Annotated in this window: 23 protein-coding genes; 14 read left to right on the forward strand and 9 right to left on the reverse strand. The window is 58.9% G+C overall.

Translation table 11 applies throughout. The annotated features are described in order from the left end of the window. Position 1: 1 nt before the first annotated feature. From groL to BBF94_RS08595, 4 genes are all read right to left on the reverse strand, one after another. Complete coding sequence (groL, locus tag BBF94_RS08580; RefSeq protein WP_065258610.1) at positions 2–1,648, reverse strand: chaperonin GroEL; 1,647 nt, start codon at positions 1,646–1,648, stop codon at positions 2–4. A 49-nt stretch (positions 1,649–1,697) separates the two neighbouring features. Beyond that, on the reverse strand, positions 1,698–1,991 hold the full coding sequence (locus BBF94_RS08585) for a co-chaperone GroES (protein WP_011335724.1): 294 nt from the start codon (positions 1,989–1,991) through the stop codon (positions 1,698–1,700). A gap of 259 nt (positions 1,992–2,250) precedes the next feature. After that, the gene (locus BBF94_RS08590) at positions 2,251–2,727 is read right to left on the reverse strand and encodes an FxsA family protein (RefSeq protein ID WP_065258611.1); all 477 of its coding nucleotides are present in this window, start codon (positions 2,725–2,727) and stop codon (positions 2,251–2,253) included. 65 nt (positions 2,728–2,792) lie between these two features. Continuing rightward, positions 2,793–3,524, reverse strand: a complete 732-nt coding sequence (locus tag BBF94_RS08595) for a HugZ family pyridoxamine 5'-phosphate oxidase (RefSeq protein WP_065258612.1) — start codon at positions 3,522–3,524, stop codon at positions 2,793–2,795. Between the two features lie 166 nt (positions 3,525–3,690). Between BBF94_RS08595 and BBF94_RS08600 the strand changes: the two genes are divergently transcribed. Beyond that, complete coding sequence (locus tag BBF94_RS08600; protein WP_065258613.1) at positions 3,691–4,449, forward strand: SDR family oxidoreductase; 759 nt, start codon at positions 3,691–3,693, stop codon at positions 4,447–4,449. Positions 4,450–4,532: 83 nt separating this feature from the next. Here the strand turns inward: BBF94_RS08600 and apbC are convergent, their stop codons facing one another. Continuing rightward, the gene (apbC, locus tag BBF94_RS08605) at positions 4,533–5,627 is read right to left on the reverse strand and encodes an iron-sulfur cluster carrier protein ApbC (RefSeq protein ID WP_065258614.1); all 1,095 of its coding nucleotides are present in this window, start codon (positions 5,625–5,627) and stop codon (positions 4,533–4,535) included. Between the two features lie 138 nt (positions 5,628–5,765). Here apbC and metG point away from each other — a divergent pair, with 138 nt between their 5' ends. The 8 genes from metG to BBF94_RS08645 all read left to right on the forward strand — a co-directional run bounded on the left by metG (position 5,766) and on the right by BBF94_RS08645 (position 12,799). Further along, positions 5,766–7,817, forward strand: coding sequence for a methionine--tRNA ligase (gene metG / locus BBF94_RS08610; protein ID WP_065258615.1), 2,052 nt, complete (start codon positions 5,766–5,768; stop codon positions 7,815–7,817). A gap of 132 nt (positions 7,818–7,949) precedes the next feature. Further along, on the forward strand, positions 7,950–8,519 hold the full coding sequence (locus tag BBF94_RS08615; RefSeq protein WP_065258616.1) for an Rnf-Nqr domain containing protein: 570 nt from the start codon (positions 7,950–7,952) through the stop codon (positions 8,517–8,519). Further along, entirely contained in the window at positions 8,516–9,730 is a 1,215-nt protein-coding gene (gene rsxB / locus BBF94_RS08620) for an electron transport complex subunit RsxB (protein WP_065258617.1), read from the forward strand. The genes BBF94_RS08615 and rsxB overlap by 4 nt, the downstream gene beginning before the upstream one ends. Continuing rightward, positions 9,717–10,700, forward strand: coding sequence for an RnfABCDGE type electron transport complex subunit D (locus BBF94_RS08625; protein WP_065258618.1), 984 nt, complete (start codon positions 9,717–9,719; stop codon positions 10,698–10,700). Before rsxB ends, BBF94_RS08625 begins: the two co-directional genes overlap by 14 nt. Next, on the forward strand, positions 10,697–11,302 hold the full coding sequence (locus BBF94_RS08630) for an RnfABCDGE type electron transport complex subunit G (RefSeq protein WP_065258619.1): 606 nt from the start codon (positions 10,697–10,699) through the stop codon (positions 11,300–11,302). Before BBF94_RS08625 ends, BBF94_RS08630 begins: the two co-directional genes overlap by 4 nt. Continuing rightward, the gene (locus BBF94_RS08635; protein WP_065258620.1) at positions 11,299–11,877 is read left to right on the forward strand and encodes an Rnf-Nqr domain containing protein; all 579 of its coding nucleotides are present in this window, start codon (positions 11,299–11,301) and stop codon (positions 11,875–11,877) included. Before BBF94_RS08630 ends, BBF94_RS08635 begins: the two co-directional genes overlap by 4 nt. Continuing rightward, entirely contained in the window at positions 11,874–12,512 is a 639-nt protein-coding gene (gene nth / locus BBF94_RS08640; protein WP_065258621.1) for an endonuclease III, read from the forward strand. The genes BBF94_RS08635 and nth overlap by 4 nt, the downstream gene beginning before the upstream one ends. Before the next feature lie 107 nt (positions 12,513–12,619). Continuing rightward, positions 12,620–12,799, forward strand: a complete 180-nt coding sequence (locus tag BBF94_RS08645) for a PA3496 family putative envelope integrity protein (RefSeq protein WP_065258622.1) — start codon at positions 12,620–12,622, stop codon at positions 12,797–12,799. Positions 12,800–12,888: 89 nt separating this feature from the next. Here the strand turns inward: BBF94_RS08645 and BBF94_RS08650 are convergent, their stop codons facing one another. Continuing rightward, complete coding sequence (locus BBF94_RS08650; protein WP_065258623.1) at positions 12,889–13,515, reverse strand: response regulator transcription factor; 627 nt, start codon at positions 13,513–13,515, stop codon at positions 12,889–12,891. A 388-nt stretch (positions 13,516–13,903) separates the two neighbouring features. On the opposite strand from BBF94_RS08650, the gene BBF94_RS08655 reads away from it, so the two are divergent. Next, complete coding sequence (locus BBF94_RS08655; protein WP_065258624.1) at positions 13,904–14,485, forward strand: hypothetical protein; 582 nt, start codon at positions 13,904–13,906, stop codon at positions 14,483–14,485. A 160-nt stretch (positions 14,486–14,645) separates the two neighbouring features. Here the strand turns inward: BBF94_RS08655 and BBF94_RS08660 are convergent, their stop codons facing one another. Further along, positions 14,646–15,863: an argininosuccinate synthase gene (locus BBF94_RS08660; RefSeq protein ID WP_065258625.1), complete on the reverse strand. Its 1,218-nt coding sequence runs from the start codon at positions 15,861–15,863 to the stop codon at positions 14,646–14,648. A 129-nt stretch (positions 15,864–15,992) separates the two neighbouring features. After that, entirely contained in the window at positions 15,993–16,901 is a 909-nt protein-coding gene (locus tag BBF94_RS08665) for a flagellar protein MotY (protein WP_065258626.1), read from the reverse strand. A 159-nt stretch (positions 16,902–17,060) separates the two neighbouring features. On the opposite strand from BBF94_RS08665, the gene pyrC reads away from it, so the two are divergent. Then, a complete protein-coding gene (gene pyrC / locus BBF94_RS08670) occupies positions 17,061–18,107 on the forward strand; it encodes a dihydroorotase (RefSeq protein ID WP_065258627.1) in 1,047 nt (348 codons plus the stop codon). Next, on the forward strand, positions 18,104–18,778 hold the full coding sequence (rnt, locus tag BBF94_RS08675) for a ribonuclease T (RefSeq protein ID WP_065258628.1): 675 nt from the start codon (positions 18,104–18,106) through the stop codon (positions 18,776–18,778). The genes pyrC and rnt overlap by 4 nt, the downstream gene beginning before the upstream one ends. 58 nt (positions 18,779–18,836) lie before the next feature. Here the strand turns inward: rnt and BBF94_RS08680 are convergent, their stop codons facing one another. Continuing rightward, a complete protein-coding gene (locus BBF94_RS08680) occupies positions 18,837–19,439 on the reverse strand; it encodes a peroxiredoxin (protein WP_065258629.1) in 603 nt (200 codons plus the stop codon). Between the two features lie 291 nt (positions 19,440–19,730). Here BBF94_RS08680 and BBF94_RS08685 point away from each other — a divergent pair, with 291 nt between their 5' ends. Continuing rightward, positions 19,731–19,949 (forward strand): bacterioferritin-associated ferredoxin, encoded by a 219-nt coding sequence (locus tag BBF94_RS08685; protein ID WP_003227725.1) that lies wholly within the window; start codon positions 19,731–19,733, stop codon positions 19,947–19,949. Between the two features lie 199 nt (positions 19,950–20,148). After that, positions 20,149–20,625, forward strand: coding sequence for a bacterioferritin (gene bfr, locus BBF94_RS08690; protein ID WP_065258630.1), 477 nt, complete (start codon positions 20,149–20,151; stop codon positions 20,623–20,625). Positions 20,626–20,647: the final 22 nt, after the last annotated feature.

The following is a 20,647-nucleotide window of genomic DNA, read 5'->3' on the forward strand; positions in this document are numbered from 1 at the left end:
CTTACATCATGCCGCCCATGCCACCCATGCCGCCCATGTCCGGCATGCCGCCGCCCACTGGTGCATCTTTCTTCGGTGCTTCGGCAACAGCCGCTTCGGTGGTCAGGATCAGACCGCCGATGGAAGCTGCAGCTTGCAGAGCCGAACGGGTCACCTTGGTTGGGTCCAGGATACCCATTTCGATCATGTCGCCGTATTCGCCGGAAGCAGCGTTGTAACCGAAGTTACCTTTGCCGTTCTTCACTTCGTTGACCACAACGCTTGGCTCGTCACCGCTGTTGGCGGAGATCTGACGCAGCGGTGCTTCAACGGCACGACGCAGCACAGCGATACCGACGTCCTGATCGGCGTTGTCGCCTTTCAGTTCGCTGATGGCTTGCAGAGCGCGGATCAGCGCAACGCCACCGCCAGGCACCACGCCTTCTTCAACGGCTGCACGAGTAGCGTGCAGGGCGTCTTCAACGCGGGCTTTCTTCTCTTTCATTTCTACTTCGGAACCGGCGCCAACCTTGATCACTGCAACGCCGCCGGACAGCTTGGCCAGACGCTCTTGCAGTTTTTCACGGTCGTAGTCCGAGGAAGTCTCGGCCACCTGGGCACGGATCTGGGCGATACGGGCTTCGATGTCAGCCTGGTTGCCAGCACCGTCAACGATGATGGTGTTTTCCTTGGACAGGGTCACGCGCTTGGCGCTGCCCAGATGTTCCAGAGTGGTGCTTTCCAGGCTCAGGCCGATCTCTTCGGAGATGACGGTACCGCCGGTCAGAACGGCGATGTCCTGCAGCATGGCCTTGCGACGGTCGCCGAAGCCTGGCGCCTTGACGGCTGCGACTTTGACGATGCCACGCATGTTGTTCACGACCAGCGTCGCCAGGGCTTCGCCTTCGACGTCTTCGGCAACGATCAGCAGCGGACGGCCGGCTTTGGCGACGGCTTCCAGTACTGGCAGCATTTCGCGGATGTTCGAGATCTTCTTGTCGACCAGCAGGATCAGCGCGCCTTCCAGCTCGGCAACCATGGTGTCCGGCTTGTTGACGAAGTACGGGGACAGGTAGCCACGGTCGAACTGCATGCCTTCTACAACCGACAGTTCGTTTTCCAGGCCCGAGCCTTCTTCAACGGTGATCACGCCTTCTTTACCGACTTTTTCCATGGCTTCGGCAATGATGTCGCCGATGGAGTTGTCGGAGTTGGCGGAGATGGTGCCGACCTGAGCGATGGCCTTGGTGTCGGCGCATGGCTTGGACAGGGCTTTCAGCTCTTTGACGATGGCGATGGTCGCCTTGTCGATACCGCGCTTGAGGTCCATCGGGTTCATGCCGGCAGCGACGGCTTTCAGGCCTTCGTTGACGATCGACTGAGCCAGAACGGTAGCGGTGGTAGTACCGTCACCGGCGTCATCGTTGGCACGGGAGGCAACGTCTTTGACCAGCTGCGCGCCCATGTTTTCGAAACGGTCTTCCAGCTCGATTTCCTTGGCAACGGAAACGCCGTCCTTGGTGATGGTCGGAGCGCCGAAGCTTTTCTCGAGGATCACGTTACGGCCTTTCGGGCCCAGGGTCGCTTTTACCGCGTCAGCCAGGACATTTACGCCAACCAGCATTTTCTTGCGAGCGGAATCGCCGAATTTAACTTCTTTAGCAGCCATGATCGATATTCCTTAAATACTTTGTAGTAGCGGGAAAATGAGCGGGTAATCAGCCTTCGATAACAGCGAGGATTTCGTTCTCGCTCATTACCAGCAGGTCTTCGCCGTCGACTTTCACAGTGTTGCTGCCGGAGTACGGACCGAACACAACCTTGTCGCCCACTTTTACCGACAGTGCGCGCACTTCACCGCTTTCCAGTGCCTTGCCCGGGCCTACAGCCAGAATCTCACCGTGGTTGGCTTTCTCGGCAGCCGAACCTGGCAGGACGATACCGCCAGCGGTTTTCTTTTCTTCTTCGCTGCGACGGATGACGACGCGGTCATGCAGAGGACGAAGCTTCATTGTCGATCTCTCCTAATTGTGGTTTTCATCGGCCGGTGTAGTCCCGGCGGGTTTAACGAATCCGGCCTGCGCCGGTTGCGGTTCGTCGAGCGAACCGCGCAAGTCTGTCCGGTTCAGATAACCGGAAACCTTTCGGTGACCGATACATAGGGGCGCATATGCTTATTACAAGGGTGGGGGCTAAAATTTTTGCGGTGAGCTTCATCGATTTGCCCCACAAACGAACACGGCACCCGAAGGTGCCGTGCGAGTGCAGAAGTCACTTGCTGTCGCGGTGTTCGAATTCGCCTTCGATCACATCGCCTTCGCGGCCCAGAGGCTGGCGCGGTGCAGGACCGCCGCGAGGTTGCAGGTCATCGGCGAACGCACGCTGACGCATGGCCTGCTCTTCGGCGCGCTGACGCATTTTGTTGGCAAACAGACGACGGCTGAACGGCAACAGCAGCACCAGACCCGCCACGTCACTGATGAAGCCCGGCAGGATCAACAGGCCACCGGCCAGCGCCAGCATCAGGCCTTCGAGCATGGTTTGCGCAGGCAGTTCGCCGCGGTTCAGGCTTTCACGGGCACGCAGGGCCGTGGCCAGGCCGGCGATGCGCAGCACGAATACGCCAAACATAGAGCCGAGAATGATCAGCAGCAGGGCCGGGAAAAATCCGATCGATCCTGCCACCTTGACGAATACGAACAGCTCCAGCACCGGGAACAGTAGAAAGAGCAACAAGAAAGGGCGCATCAAAATTTCCTCAACGCAAGAAATGCCTTGCAGTAAGCCCTAGATGACGTCGCCCTTTCGTGAATTCAAGCGCCGGCCACCGCATTTTTTGGCCAGACCTGCGCGTGAGCCAGAGAAACCAAGGCCTCGCGCACTTGTATCGGCGTATGACAAGGCGCTTGAAACGGCAGCCAGTACAGCGCCTGACCAATGCGCAGGTGCATGCCTTCGGTGTCGATCCCGGCCATTTGTGCCGGGACGGTTTTCGGCAGCCCGGCGAGATCGACGTAATGCGCGATGGCCTTGGCATGATCGCTGTTCATGTGTTCGACCATGCTGATCTCGGCCTTGCCGGCGAACGGGTTGGCCAGGGTCAGGTGATCGACCCAGTGAATCGCACCAAAACCGCCGATGTAGCGATGACGCACAGGCTTGAGCACCCAGAAATCGAAGTCGTGGGCCTTGTGGTAATTCTGCGATTCGGGGAAATAGCGGTAGTAACGCTCGGCAGCCGCTTCGATGGCCGCAGCGTCTTCGAGCTTTTCCGCTTCCGCCAGGTAGGTCAGGCGGCCAACGGCCTGCACGTCATCGGCGTCGCGCTCACCCACCAGCAGCGAACACTTCGGGTCTTTTTGCAGGTTGTGGGTGTGCTGGGCGATGCGGCTGATGAGGATCAACGGCCGGCCCTGCTCGTCCAGGCAGTAGGGAACCACGGAGCCGAACGGAAAACCGGGCATTGATTTGGAGTGGGTCGACAATACGCCACGGTATTCCTTGAGAAGCAATTCTCGGGCATTCTTGGCCGCTTCAACGCTCAATTTATGACTCCTTAAATAAAATCCGTCATAAAAACGGACGGGCGCTCGGGATCAAGTCCCGTTTACACCATCGGGCAATTCTCATGTGCAACCTGCCCAAAGCCGGTGCAGATCGAGAGCCGCCCTGCAAGCAACACCACTCTCACCTGCTCTCGGGGGCATGCGAATGCAACTCAACGACAAAGTAATCATTATCACCGGCGGTTGCCAAGGCCTGGGCCGCTCGATGGCCGAGTATTTCGCAGGCAAGGGCGCGAAACTGGCACTGGTCGATCTGAACCAGGAAAAGCTCGATGACGCAGTCGCGGCCTGCAAGGCCAAGGGTGTCGAAGCCCGCAGCTACCTGTGCAACGTTGCCAATGAAGAGCAGGTGACGCACATGGTCGCCCAGGTCGCCGAAGACTTCGGCGCGATCCACGGCTTGGTCAACAACGCGGGGATCCTGCGTGACGGTCTGCTGCTCAAGGTCAAGGACGGCGAGATGACCAAAATGAGCCTGGCCCAGTGGCAGGCGGTGATCGACGTCAACCTGACCGGCGTGTTCCTCTGCACCCGTGAAGTCGCAGCCAAAATGGTCGAGCTGAAGAACAGCGGCGCGATCATCAACATCTCGTCGATCTCCCGCGCGGGCAACGTCGGCCAGACCAACTACTCCGCCGCCAAGGCCGGTGTCGCTGCGGCGACCGTGACCTGGGCCAAGGAGCTGGCGCGTTACGGCATTCGCGTGGCCGGCATCGCACCGGGCTTCATCGAAACCGAGATGACTCTGGGCATGAAACCCGAAGCGCTGGAGAAAATGACGTCGGGCATTCCGCTCAAGCGCATGGGCAAGCCGGAAGAAATCGCCCATTCGGCGGCGTACATTTTCGAGAACGATTACTACACCGGCCGGATCCTGGAGATGGATGGCGGTTTGCGCATCTAGCCGACAACACAAAACCAAATGTGGGAGCAAGTCGAACCGTCGAACCGTCGCTCCCACAGTTTTTTTTCAGCGGCGCGGCAAAATCAATCGTCGCTGATGGTGATGTTCGGCATCGCCGGCGACGCCGCTTCCTGCAACACGATCCGCGCGCCGACGTGGCGGGCCAGCTCCTGATAGACCATGGCGATCTGGCTGTCCGGCTCGGCAATCACCGTCGGCTTGCCGCCATCGGCCTGCTCGCGGATCAACATCGACAGCGGCAGCGAAGCCAGCAGTTCGACGCCGTACCGGGTCGCCAGTTTCTCGCCACCGCCTTCACCGAACAGATGCTCGGCATGTCCGCAGTTCGAGCAGATGTGCACGGCCATGTTTTCCACCACGCCCAGCACCGGAATGTTCACCTTGCGGAACATTTCCACACCTTTACGCGCATCGAGCAGCGCCAGATCCTGCGGCGTGGTGACGATCACGGCACCAGCCACCGGGACCTTCTGCGCCAGGGTCAATTGAATGTCGCCAGTGCCTGGCGGCATGTCGATCACCAGGTAATCCAGATCGCCCCAGGCAGTTTGGGTGACCAGTTGCAACAGTGCACCGGACACCATCGGCCCACGCCAGACCATTGGCGTGTTGTCGTCGGTCAGGAAGGCCATCGACATCACTTCCACGCCATGGGCCTGCAGCGGCACGAACCACTTCTGATCCTTGACCTGCGGACGGGTGCCCTCGGGAATGCCGAACATGATCCCTTGGCTCGGGCCGTAGATATCGGCGTCGAGAATCCCGACTTTCGCGCCTTCGCGGGCCAGCGCCAGCGCCAGGTTGGCGGCGGTGGTTGACTTGCCCACACCGCCCTTGCCCGATGCCACCGCGACCACGTTCTTGACGTTGGCCAACCCCGGAATCTGCGCCTGGGCCTTGTGCGCGGCGATCACGCTGTTGACCTCGACCCTGGCTGTCACGACACCGTCGAGGTTTTCGATGGCCAGTTGCAGCAGTTGCGCCCAGCCGCTCTTGAACAGACCGGCGGCATAGCCGATTTCCAGCTGCACGCTGACGCGGTCACCGGCGATGTCGATGTTGCGCACGCAACCGGCGCTGACCGGATCCTGGTTCAGGTAAGGGTCGGTGTATTGGCTGAGGACGGCTTCCACCGCTGCGCGAGTGACGGCGCTCATGGGCAACTCCGATAACAAGACTGGAAAAGATGGCGGGTATCCTACGACACAAACCCGATAACGCGCTCACAGGGTGAAAAATATGCTCGGGCGTTTTATAGTGGCCGACCTCCGTTTCATCAAGTAGCGAAGCCCCACATGTCCGAACCACGCAAGATTCTCGTCACCAGCGCCCTGCCCTATGCCAACGGTTCGATCCACCTTGGCCACATGCTGGAGTACATTCAGACCGACATGTGGGTGCGCTTCCAGAAACATCGCGGCAATCAGTGCATTTATGTCTGCGCCGACGACGCCCACGGCTCGGCGATCATGCTGCGCGCGGAAAAGGAAGGCATTACCCCGGAACAATTGATCGCCAACGTCCAGGCCGAACACAGCGCCGACTTTGCCGACTTTCTGGTGGATTTCGACAACTTCCACTCCACTCACGCCGAAGAAAACCGTGAGCTGTCGAGCCAGATCTATCTGAAGCTGCGTGATGCCGGGCACATCGCCCAGCGCTCGATCACCCAGTATTTCGACCCGGAAAAGAAAATGTTCCTGGCCGACCGTTTCATCAAGGGCACCTGCCCTAAATGCGGCACCGAAGACCAGTACGGCGACAACTGCGAAAAATGCGGCGCGACCTATGCCCCGACCGATCTGAAGGATCCGAAGTCGGCCATCTCCGGCGCCACTCCGGTACTGAAGGATTCCCAGCACTTCTTCTTCAAGCTGCCGGACTTCCAGCAGATGCTGCAGACCTGGACCCGCAGCGGCACGCTGCAGGACGCCGTGGCCAACAAGATCGCCGAATGGCTGGATGCCGGCCTGCAACAGTGGGACATCTCTCGCGACGCGCCGTACTTCGGCTTCGAGATTCCGGGCGAGCCGGGCAAGTATTTCTACGTGTGGCTGGACGCACCGATCGGCTACATGGCCAGCTTCAAGAACCTGTGCAACCGCACGCCGGGGCTGGACTTCGACGCGTTCTGGGGCAAGGACTCCACCGCCGAGCTGTACCACTTCATCGGCAAGGACATCGTCAACTTCCACGCCCTGTTCTGGCCGGCGATGCTCGAAGGCGCGGGTTTCCGCAAGCCGACCGGGATCAACGTGCACGGTTACCTGACCGTCAACGGCCAGAAAATGTCCAAGTCCCGTGGCACCTTCATCAAGGCCCGCACCTATCTGGATCATCTGTCGCCGGAATACCTGCGCTACTACTACGCGGCCAAACTGGGCCGTGGCGTGGACGACCTCGATCTGAACCTCGAAGACTTCGTGCAGAAGGTCAACTCCGACCTGGTCGGCAAAGTCGTCAACATCGCCAGCCGTTGCGCCGGTTTCATCCAGAAGGGCAACGCCGGCCTGCTGGTTGACACCAACGCCGCACCGGAGCTGACCGAAGCCTTCCTGGCTGCCGCGCCAAGCATCGCCGACGCCTATGAAGCCCGCGATTTCGCCCGTGCCATGCGCGAAACCATGGCCCTGGCCGACCGCGCCAACGCCTGGATCGCCGACAAGGCGCCGTGGTCGCTGAACAAGCAGGAAGGCAAGCAGGATGAAGTCCAGGCGGTCTGCGCCACCGCGATCAACCTGTTCCGCCAACTGGTGATCTTCCTCAAGCCGGTGCTGCCGGTGCTGGCCGCCGATGCCGAGGCGTTCCTCAACGTCGCCCCGCTGACCTGGAACGACCACACCACCCTGCTGGCCAACCACCAGTTGAACGAATTCAAACCGTTGATGACCCGCATCGACCCGGTAAAAGTGCAAGCCATGACCGACGCCTCGAAAGAAGACCTGACCGCCAGCCAGACCGACACCGGCGCCGCCGCGCCTGCCGGTAATGGCGAACTGACCAGGGATCCGCTGTCGCCGGAAATCGACTTCGACACCTTCGCCGCCGTCGACCTGCGCGTGGCGCTGATCGTCAAGGCCGAACACGTGGAAGGCGCGGACAAGCTGCTTCGTCTGACTCTCGATATCGGTGACGAGCAACGCAACGTGTTCTCCGGGATCAAGAGCGCTTACCCCGATCCGTCCAAGCTCGACGGTCGTCTGACCATGATGATCGCCAACCTCAAGCCACGGAAAATGAAGTTCGGCATCTCGGAAGGCATGGTGATGGCAGCCGGCCCTGGCGGTGAAGAAATCTACCTGCTGAGCCCGGACAGCGGTGCCAAGCCAGGTCAGCGCATCAAGTAAGGTTCTGCACTGATCCGATCCCACCGGCGTACCCCGTGCGCCTGTGGGATTTTTCATATCTGGCCCAACCGTCATGGCGGTCCGATAATGCCTAATCTTAAGTGACACCCGCCCGCTCACACCGGCAGAACCATGACCGAACTCATGCTTACGCTCTTCAGTGCTGCACTGATCAACAACTTCGTGTTGCACTGGCCGCTGGGTGTCGATCCGCTGCTGGCTGGCGAGCGTCGTCAGGTGCATGCGCTGGGGCTGGCAACGTCGTGTCTGATGTTGATTGTCGGTGTGACGGGCTACACGATCCGGCATTGGCTGTTGGTGCCGTTGCAACTGGAATTCCTGCGGCTGTTCGTATTCCTGCCGCTGAGCGTCCTGCTGATCGCGCCGTTGCTGAAGTTGCTGGCGCGTTGGCGACCCGATATGCCGTTCGACGGGTTGTGGCCGCTGCTGCTGGGCAATGCCGGCGTGCTGGGGCTGATGCTGATCAACGCGCAGGCGGATAAAGGCCTGTTTCATGCGACAGCGCTGAGCGCCGGGGCCGGCCTCGGCTTCTGGCTGGTGCTGAGCCTGTTCACCGATTTGCGCGAACGCACAGCCAACAACGATATTCCCCTGCCCTTTCGTGGCCTGCCGATCCAGCTGATCGGCGCCGGACTGATGGCTGTGGCTTTTCTCGGATTCAGTGGACTGATCAAAACATGAGTCTGATTCAACGCATCGACGCCTTGCTTCCGCAAACCCAATGCGGCAAGTGCGGCCATCCCGGATGCAAACCCTACGCTGAAGGCATCGCCGGTGGCGAGCCGATCAACAAGTGCCCGCCAGGTGGTGACGAAACCATCGCCGCCCTGGCCGGACTGCTGAAAATTCCGGTGCTGGAACTGGATATCAGCCGTGGCAGCGCACCGCCGCAAGTGGCGTTTATCCGCGAAGCCGAATGCATCGGCTGCACCAAGTGCATTCAGGCCTGCCCGATCGATGCCATCGTTGGCGCGGCGAAACTGATGCACACGGTGATCATCGACGAGTGCACCGGCTGCGATCTGTGCGTGGCGCCCTGCCCGGTCGACTGCATCGAGATGCACCCGCTGCCGGTTGGCACGCTGCCAGTGGTGGGCGGCCTGGCCAGCAGCGTCGAAGAACAACAGGCGCGCACCGCCAAGCGCGATCATGCCCGGCAACGTTTCGAACGGCGTAACGCCCGGCTGCAAAGAGAAGAACAGCAAAAGCAGGCCGAACGTGAGGCCCGGGCGCAGCGAGCGGCACAGGTTGAAGTTGCGTCCACCACGCTCGACCCGGTACAGGCCGCGCTGGAACGGGTGCGGGCGCAGAAAGCCGCGACCGCCGACGCCGCGCTGAAAAAGGCCAGGATCGACGTGGCGATGAGCCGCGCCCAGTTGCACAAATCGTTGAGGGCCTTCGGCCATCCGCCGACTTTCGAACAGCAGTCGCAATTGATCGTGTTGCAGCAGCAATTCGAAGCCGCCGAACAGGCCCTGGCGAAACTGGAAAGCAGCGCCGCACCTGCGCCGGTCGTGACAGCCCCAGCGAAAGACGCCGACCTGAAACGGGCGAAAATCCAGCTGGCGATGCGCCGTGCCGAGCTGAAAAAGGCGCAGACCGCGGAGGCTCCGCCGCAGCAGATCGCTGCGCTCGAACAAGCGCTGCGTGAAGCCGAACAAGCGTTGCACGACGCCGAAGCCGCGAGCGATCAACCGCTGCCCGATCTTGTGCGGGTCGAGAAACGTCCGATCGACAATCAGCTTCGTCAGCTGAAAACCGAACTGGCCTACGCGCGCGCCGACCTGAACAAATTGCAGCGACGCGAGGGCACCCCGGCCGAAGTCCTCGACAAAGCCCGCACCCGTCTGCAAGAGGCGGAGCGGCAGGTGCAAGCCCATGTCATCCATTGAAACCAGAGACGAACGCCTGCAACAGGCAATGAAGCTGGTTCTGCTGGCGACATTGCCGGGGTTGTTGGCGTTGTTCTGGTTTTACGGCTGGGGCGTGTTGTTCAACCTGATCCTGTCCGTCGCCACAGCCTTGAGCGTCGAAGCCGCCGTGACGTATCTGCGCCGGCAGCCGCTGCAAACCACTTTGACCGATGGCAGCGCGGTGGTCAGCGCCACGCTGCTGGCGATCGCCATGCCGCCTTATTGCCCGTGGTGGCTGACGGTCACGGCGATTGCCTCAGGCTTGCTGTTGGGCAAACATTTGTACGGCGGCGTGGGCAGAAATCCTTTCAATCCCGCCATGCTCGGTTTTGCTCTGGCGATCGTGATGTTTGCGCAGCCGATGACTCATTGGCCGGCCCATGGCATGGATCTGACGGCAGCTTTCGGCCAGGTGTTCAACCTGGGCCTGGCGCCGGACGCCTGGGTTCAGGCCACTGCACTGGACAGTCTGCGCATCAATAAAAGCCTGACCATCGATGAATTGTTTGCCAGTAACCCGGCGTTCGGCCGTTTGGGCGGCCATGGTGCGGAATGGGTGAATCTGGCGTTTCTCGCCGGCGGGCTGTTCCTGCTGCAGCGTCGGGTGTTCGGCTGGCAGGCGCCGGTCGGTATGCTCGCCAGCCTGTTCGTTATCAGCCTGCTGTGCTGGAACGGCTCGGGGTCCGACTCCCATGGATCACCGCTGTTTCATCTGCTGAGCGGGGCGACCATGCTGGGAGCATTCTTCATCGTCACGGAGCCGGTCTCGGGGGCCAAAAGCCCACTTGCCCGCTTGCTGTTCGGTGTGGGGGTCGGCCTGCTGACTTATCTGATTCGTACCTGGGGCGGTTATCCGGACGGCGTGGCATTCGCAGTGCTACTGATGAACCTGTGCGTGCCGGCGCTGGAACGCTTTGCCACTGCCCGTCAGACGCAGGTGACGCCATGAACCGCACTGGCAGCCTGATCACTCTGGCGCTGCTGGCAATGACAGGCGTCGGCGTGACCTGTGTTGTGCAACACAGCAACGCGCCGCACATCGCCGCCGAACGGCGCCAGCTCGAAGATCGCAAACTGCTGGACGTACTTTCGGTCGATACGTACGACAACCAGCCTCTGGAACAACCTCTGACGCTGACCGACACGGACCTGAGGCACAGTCTGCTGCTGGGCGGTTATCGAGCGACCCGCGCCGGGCAGCCTGTGGCAGTGTTGTTGCGCAGCCAGACCGAGGGCTACGCGGGCCGCATCGAGTTGCTGATTGCCGTCGATGCCGATGGTCGACTGCTCGGAGTGAAAACCCTTGAGCAAACCGAAACGCCCGCGCTTGGCGGGCATGTCGGCGATTGGCCGAATGCCTGGCTTCAGACGTTTATGGGCAAATCGAGCAAGCAGCCGACGGATGCCGGGTGGGCCTTGAAAAAGGATCAGGGGCAATTCGACCAGATCGCGGGCGCAACCGTTACCTCCCGCGCGACCATCAACGCCATCCACGATGCCTTGCGTTATTTCGACGAGCACCGGACGAGCCTGCTGGGGAGCGCGCCATGAACACGTCAGCGACACTGTCAAACTCAATGATGCTGGTGTTGTTGATCGGTGCTACCGACTCCGTGGCCGGCGCGCTGGCGACTCTGTTGCTGTTCACTGTCGCAGTGAGCGCGTACGGCTTGTGCATGACAGCACTGCGTTCGCGCTTGAGCGGCGAGAGCCTGTTGCCCGTCAGTCTGGTGCTGGCTGCGACGCTGGCCAGTTGCGGCGAGATTCTCCTGCAAAGCGCCTCTTTTCAGTGGCACCAATTGATCAGCCTTTATTCGGGGCTTATCGGCCTGCAATGCGTTGTACTGGAACACAATGGGTTTTTTCGCCTGCCGATCAGTGAAAGACTGAGACTGTGCGGGCTGTTTGCCGCGCTGATGACAGTGCTGGGCGTGTTGCGCGAACTGATCGGTCAGGGCAGCATCGGCCAGCACCTTTCTGGGCGCTGGCAAGGTTTGATCCTGTTTGCCGACGGCCTGCATTTCGCGACGCTGGCACCCGGCGCCTTTATTCTGCTGGGGTTATTGCTCGCGGCCCGCCAGGCCTGGACCCGCCCCGCTCCACCCGAGGAAAAGCATCACCCATGAATGCCGCAAAACGTCTGGAGATTTTCCGCAGGTTTCACGAGGACAATCCCGAACCCAAGACCGAACTGGCCTATTCTTCGCCCTTCGAACTGTTGATCGCAGTGATCCTGTCCGCACAGTCCACTGACGTCGGGGTAAACAAGGCCACTGCGAAGCTGTTTCCAGTCGCCAATACGCCAGCGGCCATTCATGCCCTGGGCGTGGAAGGCCTGTCCGAGTACATCAAGACGATCGGCCTCTATAACAGCAAGGCCAAAAACGTGATCGAGACCTGCCGCCTGCTGGTGGAACTGCATGACAGCCAGGTTCCGCAGACACGCGAGGCACTCGAAGCCCTGCCCGGCGTTGGCCGCAAAACCGCCAACGTCGTGCTTAACACTGCTTTTCGTCAACTGACAATGGCGGTGGACACACACATTTTCCGGGTCAGCAACCGTACCGGTATTGCCCCTGGCAAAAATGTGGTCGAGGTCGAGAAGAAGCTGATGAAGTTTGTGCCAAGAGACTACCTGCTGGACTCTCACCACTGGCTGATTCTGCACGGGCGCTATGTTTGCCTGGCACGCAAGCCGCGTTGTGGCAGTTGCCGGATCGAGGATTTGTGCGAGTACAAACACAAGACCTCTGACGATTGATGGGCTATTGGTTTTCTTGATTCGTCGATTGAAAAAATCTTTTTTACCCGTAGCAGGAATATCGATATAAGGAGCGCCAAAGGCAGTCTCAGCCTGGAGCTAACCTTATGACTGACAGCAAAGAACAACTGGACGTAGATGACGATTTCGCCGCTGCCGATACCGACGACGCCGAGCCCGTAGTCGAAGTCGCCAAGACCAACCTCAGCAAGCGCCGGACCATCGATAACCTGCTCGAAGAGCGTCGACTGCAGAAGCAATTGGCGGATTACGATTTTGATCTGTGACTTTTGAAAGCCTCCCGCAACGGAGGCTTTCTACTTTCTGCCGCGAGTCGATACCGATCCGCCCAGGATCCATCGACGACTGGAAACCATCAGACCAGCCCATTACGCTGCGCCAGCTCGATCAGATCCACCAGTGAGCGCGCATTGAGTTTCAGCAGCAAACGAGTCTTGTAGGTACTGACTGTCTTGTTGCTGAGAAACATGCCGTCGGCAATTTCCTTGTTGGTTCTGCCCCTCGCCAGTTGCTGCAACACCATCATTTCTCGCCCGGACAGACGATCCACCATGTCCGCTTCACTGGCATTTCCCAGACTGGTACGCACGGTGTGCAAGGCCTGATTCGGAAAATAGCTGTATCCGGACAGAACAGCCTTTATGGCGCTGAGCAGCTCAGTCAGATCCTGTTGCTTGCATACATAGCCTGCCGCCCCTGACTGCATGCAACGCATGGAAAAATGACCGGGTGCCTGGGATGTCAGTACAAGTACTTTCATGGGTAATGCACTTGTCGTCAGGCGCGCAATGACTTCCAGTCCGTCGAGCTTGGGTATGCCGATATCCAGGATGACAATATCAGGCATCTGGTCGCGGGCCAGTTGCAATGCATCCACTCCGTTGTCCGTTTCTGCAATGACTTCGTAGCCATGACGCTCCATCAGCATGCGCACAGCAAGGCGAATGACGGGATGATCATCCACGATCAGCACTTTATTCATGGGCAAGTCCAGTTTCGCTGTTCGATTTTTTAGAACCGGCACAATAACGTAGTCATTTCACCCTTGGCATAGTGAAGTTCACTTTTACTGGCAGCGAAAGACAACTCTTACAGGCAATAGAGATTTATCCTACAGAAATTGCCCATGAGCAAAGAGACGACAATTCAGCCCCAGCGAATCATTCAACGCCAAAACACCCTGCAGCAAAAAACCGAACAGTGACGCCTGCGAAAAAATGTTCCATATGAAAAAGAAAGGAAACAACCTGCCGATATCAACCCGACTACTTTTGATGTAAATACCAAATAGCAAGAATTGAAATCATTCCCTCCCCAAATCGAATCCAACAACAACCTCACGAGAAAGACCATAACCATGAGTAACAAACATGTCAAAGATCAACAGAAAACCCGCCAACCCGATCAATATAATTGCCGTATTCGCTTTCATCTCCGAAACATCCGCAGCGGTATCCCTGCCCTTCCTTGACAATGACGAACGGGAAATTTACATCTGGTTTCTGATCTGCTTTCCGTTCTATCTGTTATTTCTTTTCTTCATGACCTTGAACTTCAACTACCGATCCCTTTATGCGCCCTGCGACTTCAATAACGAGAAAAACTTCCTGAAGGCATTTGAAGCAACATCGCCCTCATCCAGAGAATCATCGAACCCGGAAACACTCAAGGTACATCTTGTAACCCTCCCTAAACCGTTAAGTACACTATGCATCATTGATGTTCGAGGAGTGAATGTCGCTTCAACAGCAGATCTGCTGCACAAACAAATCCGGAAGCCCACCAGGCACTCGCCTGGAATAATCCTCGTATTAACCGATAGCACTCCAGGCCCCTCACCTGAAGAAGCCATACTGAAATCGCTTAAACAGGATAAAAAGCCGGCGGGAACCGCCTACTGGATTATTTATGACGCTCACTCACTGCGCATTACTGCATCGGGAAAAATCTGAATTGATCAATAGATACACGCAGTATTTTGGTACAAGATGCGAAACACAATGAATGGAAGCAGGAACGCTGACCGACATCGATCAGGTAGACAGAAGGATTTACAGCATGGCGGCCCTGTCACAACGACAAGGCCGCCATTTCACATCGGCTCCAGGGGCCTCAGAACAGCTTGCGCCCCTTGTTGGCGGCAATGCGCATGCGCAGCGCGTTGAGCTTGATGAAGCCCGCCGCGTCGGCCTGGTTATAGGCGCCGCCGTCTTCTTCGAACGTCGCAATGTTGGCATCGAACAGCGAATCGTCCGACTTGCGGCCGGTCACGATCACATTGCCCTTGTAGAGTTTCAGGCGTACGACGCCGTTCACATTTACCTGAGAAGCATCGATCATCTGTTGCAACATCAGGCGCTCCGGGCTCCACCAGTAGCCGGTGTAGATCAGGCTGGCGTACTTCGCCATCAGTTCGTCCTTGAGATGCGCGACTTCCCGGTCCAGGGTGATCGATTCGATGGCGCGGTGAGCCCGCAGCATGATGGTGCCACCCGGAGTTTCGTAGCAGCCACGGGATTTCATGCCGACATAACGGTTTTCAACGATGTCGAGACGACCGATGCCATGGGCACCGCCGATCCTGTTCAGCGTTGCAAGCACAGTGGCCGGAGACATTTCGACGCCGTCCAGCGCAACGATGTCGCCGTTGCGGTAGGTCAGTTCCAGGTATTGCGGCTTGTCAGGTGCGTTTTCCGGAGAGACGGTCCAGCGCCACATGTCTTCTTCGTGCTCGGTCCAAGTATCCTCGAGCACGCCGCCTTCATAGGAAATGTGCAGCAGGTTGGCATCCATCGAGTACGGGGACTTCTTCTTGCCGTGACGCTCGATCGGGATCGCGTGCTTCTCGGCGTAGTCCATCAGTTTCTCGCGGGACAACAGGTCCCACTCGCGCCAGGGGGCGATGACTTTCACGCCAGGCTTGAGTGCGTAGGCACCCAGTTCGAAACGCACCTGGTCGTTGCCCTTGCCGGTCGCGCCGTGGGAAATGGCATCAGCGCCGGTTTCGTTGGCGATTTCGATCAGACGCTTGGCGATCAGAGGACGTGCAATGGAAGTACCCAGCAGGTACTCACCTTCGTAAACGGTGTTGGCGCGGAACATCGGGAATACGAAGTCACGCACGAATTCTTCGCGCAGGTCGTCGATGTAGATTTCTGTGACGCCCATGGCCTGAGCCTTGGCGCGAGCCGGTTCGACCTCTTCGCCCTGACCCAGGTCAGCGGTGAAGGTCACGACTTCACAGTTATAAGTATCCTGCAGCCACTTCAGGATCACCGAAGTGTCCAGGCCGCCCGAATACGCCAGAACGACCTTGTTTACGTCCGCCATGCCATCACTCCACGGGGTTCTACGGAAAGCCGGGGAGTCTACCGCTCAAACGCGATAATTTACAGAGGCGCGACAGCTTGAGACGACAAAGCGACACATTCCGTCATGCAGACGGGAGTGACCATACAGTCATGATGTTGCCGCCGCATTGGCCGGTGCACTGGCTTGGGGTGCAGGAGCAGTCACCGGAGCGACACGGGCCAGCTTTACGGTGACCCGACGGTTCTTCGCCCGGTTGGCGGCATTGGTGTTCGGCACCAGCGGGTATTGCTCGCCGTGGAAACGCACAGTGATCTGCGATTCGGCGATGCCGTTGGCCTTGAAGAAATCAACCACCGCCAGCGCCCGGCGGCGGGACAACTCGCGATTGGTCAGGCGATTGCCACTGTTGTCGGAATAACCATCGAGCTCGATGTGGTTGACCGTGGGGTCGGCCTTCATGAACTCGAGCATGACTTGCAATTTGGCTTTCGCGGCGGCATCCAGATCGGTGCCTTCGCCCGGAAAGCCAACCTGCGAGTTTTTGACTTGATCGAAATTCTGCGGGAGCAGCTTCGCGACGCAGGTCTGATAATCGTTGAACGCCTTGCTGAACTTGACCGGGAGCAGACGCACTTCGGACACCCGTCCATCACCCGAGGCACGCCGCACCACCGGGCTGCGACCTTCCAGCAAACCGCTGATCAACCCGCCGGCCTGCGATTGCGAACTGTTGAACAACACGTTGCCGGTGCCGATTCTGACGCTGCCCAGATTGATGTCATTGCGTCCCGGCTGCCAGGGTGCTGCCGCTGCAAGCAACGTCGCAGAACCACCGCCGAGCATCGCGTTGTAGGCGTTCAGACGAAAGATCGCCTGCTCGCCCGCCTTGCGCACGAACTGGCCCGAGCCGAAGTCGGTGATCGGCTGCGTCAGGCGGCATTCGAACTTGTCGCCTTCCACCGTCCACTCAATGTTCTCCAGACGGGTCTGGTAGGTCAGTGCCATCGCGGGGAAACTGGCAAACACACTGAGCAAGGCTAAATAACGCTGGCGCACGGGAGGCTCCATTGGCTTCTACAACAAAAAGACCGATACATACATGTTTACGGCATACCTACAGGATATCGGACACGCGTCGTAAAACTTGATAGCGAGTGCCTGCAAGAGTCTTTTCCGGTAGCATTCGCCTCAGTTTGACCCGCCTGGAATCCCCTCATGTCCGACCGCCTGACCCTGCTGCGTCCCGACGACTGGCACATTCATCTTCGCGATGGTGCCGTGCTGACCAACACCGTTGCCGATGTTGCGCGCACCTTTGGTCGCGCCATCATCATGCCCAACCTGGTACCTCCGGTGCGCAACGCCGCTGAAGCCGACGGCTATCGCCAGCGGATTCTCGCTGCCCGACCGGCCGGCAGTCGTTTCGAGCCGCTGATGGTGCTCTACCTCACCGACCGCACCCGGCCCGAAGAAATCCGTGAGGCCAGGGCCAGCGGCTTCGTGCACGCCGCCAAGCTGTACCCGGCCGGCGCGACCACCAACTCCGATTCCGGGGTCACCAGCATCGACAAGATCTTCCCGGTACTGGAAGCCATGGCCGAAGTCGGCATGCCGCTGCTGATCCACGGCGAGGTCACCCGTGGCGACGTCGACGTGTTCGACCGCGAGAAAATCTTCATCGATGAACACATGCGCCGCGTGGTCGAGCGCTTCCCGACGCTCAAGGTCGTGTTCGAACACATCACCACCGGCGATGCCGTGCAGTTCGTCAACGAGGCCTCGGCCAATGTCGGCGCGACCATCACCGCGCATCACCTGCTGTACAACCGCAACCACATGCTGGTGGGCGGGATCCGGCCGCACTTCTACTGCCTGCCTATCCTCAAGCGTAATACCCATCAGGAAGCGCTGCTCGATGCAGCCACCAGCGGCAGCGCGAAGTTCTTTCTCGGCACCGACTCGGCACCCCATGCCCAGCACGCCAAGGAAGCCGCCTGCGGCTGCGCCGGCTGCTACACCGCGTACGCCGCCATCGAGCTGTACGCCGAAGCCTTCGAACAGCGCAATGCGCTGGACAAGCTGGAAGGGTTCGCCAGCCTCAACGGCCCTCGTTTCTACGGCCTGCCGGCCAATACCGATCGCATTACTCTGGTTCGTGAAGAATGGACCGCCCCGACCAGCCTGCCATTCGGCGAGCTGAACGTCATCCCGCTGCGCGCCGGTGAAAAACTGCGCTGGCGCCTGCTGGAGGAACACGCGTGAGTGAAGACCATTTCGACGACGAACTGGACGGTCAAGGTGGCGGTGGTTCCCGCCATCCGATGGCAGCACGCTTTCGCGGCTACCTGCCGGTTGTCGTCGACGTAGAGACCGGTGGTTTCAACTCGGCCACCGACGCATTGCTGGAGATTGCCGCGACCACCATCGCCATGGATGAAAAGGGATTCGTCTACCCGGATCACACTTATTTCTTCCGTGTCGAGCCGTTCGAAGGCGCCAATATCGAAGCGGCTGCCCTGGAGTTCACCGGGATCAAGCTTGATCACCCGTTGCGCATGGCGGTCAGCGAAGAAGCGGCCCTGACCGACATCTTCCGTGGCGTGCGCAAGGCCTTGAAGGCCAACGGCTGCAAGCGAGCGATTCTGGTCGGCCATAACAGCAGCTTCGATCTGGGCTTCCTCAACGCCGCCGTCGCGCGGCTGGACATGAAGCGCAATCCTTTCCATCCATTCTCCAGTTTCGACACCGCGACCCTCGCGGGTCTGGCCTACGGTCAGACCGTGCTGGCGAAAGCCTGCCAGGCAGCGGACATCGATTTCGACGGCCGTGAAGCGCACTCTGCGCGTTACGACACCGAAAAGACGGCCGAGCTGTTCTGCGGCATCGTCAACCGCTGGAAACAGATGGGCGGCTGGGAAGACTTCGACGACTGATCCCGCGCATGAAAAAACCGGCTCAAGAGCCGGTTTTTTTGTACCTCGACGAAGCGCCTTACAGGGCAGCAGCGTTCTCGGTCAGGTAAGCCGCAACACCTTCCGGCGAAGCGTTCATGCCCTTGTCGCCTTTTTTCCAGTTGGCAGGGCAGACTTCGCCGTGCTCTTCGTGGAATTGCAGAGCGTCGATCAGACGGATCAGCTCTTCCATGTTGCGGCCCAGCGGCAGGTCATTGACGATCTGCGAGCGGACAACGCCCTTGTCGTCGATCAGAAACGCGCCACGGAAAGCCACGCCGCCTTCCGACTCAACGTCGTAGGCCTTGGCGATTTCGTGCTTCATGTCGGCAGCCATGGTGTATTTCACCTGACCGATGCCGCCATTGTTGACCGGGGTGTTGCGCCAGGCGTTGTGGGTGAAGTGCGAGTCGATCGAAACGGCGACCACTTCGACGTTGCGTGCCTTGAAGTCGGCCATGCGGTTGTCCAGAGCGATCAGCTCGGACGGGCAGACGAAGGTGAAGTCCAGCGGGTAGAAGAACACCAGGCCGTATTTGCCTTTGATGGCCGAGGACAGGGTGAAGCTGTCAACGATCTCGCCATTGCCGAGTACGGCCGGGACGGTGAAGTCAGGGGCTTGTTTGCCTACGAGTACGCTCATTGATATCTCCTGGTGTAGAAACTTGAAGTTCGGGGTTCGCATCAGCCTGTCACCCTCAGGCGACAGCCCTGTGACACAAACCCTCTTCGCAAGGGCCGACCATCATACACTGCGTGTTTGGACTGTCCTCAAAGGTTTTTCGCGAAATCCCGACCGGCATTCGGCCATGCACCACCGTTCGTCAGTCACAGCCGTTGGCGATGAAAACCGTTGGGAAAGAACTTTGACAATCATTCTCGTTAACATTAAGATCCATCGCAATTGAGCCACAACCAGCGACGGTTCTCACTTATGTATGTTTGCCTCTGCACTGGCGTCACCGACGGACAGATCCGCGAAGCGATCTATGAAGGTTGCTGCAGCTATAAAGAAGTCCGTCAGGCCACCGGCGTAGCCAGCCAATGCGGCAAATGTGCCTGCCTCGCGAAGGAAGTGGTGCGCGAAACCCTCACCAAGCTGCAAACCGCCCAGGCCGCGATCCCCTACCCGGTGGAATTTACCGCCGCGTAATTGCCCCGAATTCGAAGAACCGGACGATTGTCCGGTTTTTTTATGCCTGAAAATCAATTGCTTAGGGATTAGACGCGGAACACAAACATTCTTATTCCGATTAATTTTCATATATTATTCAATAACTTAGGTTTGACACTTATAAGTGCCAGGCTCAAACTCCGCCTTATATACCGCTACTTAGGGCAGGACTCCCATCATGAAAGGCGACGTTACAGTCATCCAGCATCTCAACAAGATCCTTGCCAATGAGCTGGTCGCGATCAATCAGTACTTCCTGCATGCGCGCATGTACGAAGATTGGGGCCTGAACAAGCTGGGCAAGCACGAGTATCACGAATCCATCGACGAGATGAAGCACGCGGACAAGCTGATCAAGCGCATCCTGTTCCTCGAAGGCCTGCCGAACGTGCAGGATCTGGGCAAGCTGCACATCGGCGAGCACACCCGGGAAATGCTGGAGTGCGACCTGCGTATCGAGCGCACTGGTCATGCAGACCTGAAGGCCGCCATCGCTCACTGCGAATCCGTTGGCGACTTCGGCAGCCGCGAACTGCTTGAAGACATTCTCGAATCCGAAGAAGAACACATCGACTGGCTGGAAACCCAGCTGGGCCTGATCGATAAAGTCGGTCTCGAAAACTATCTGCAATCGCAGATGGGCGACGACGAGTAATCAGCGAGCGCTGAACCCGAGA

It is taken from the genome of Pseudomonas bananamidigenes (genome assembly GCF_001679645.1).
Taxonomy (GTDB): domain Bacteria; phylum Pseudomonadota; class Gammaproteobacteria; order Pseudomonadales; family Pseudomonadaceae; genus Aquipseudomonas; species Aquipseudomonas bananamidigenes.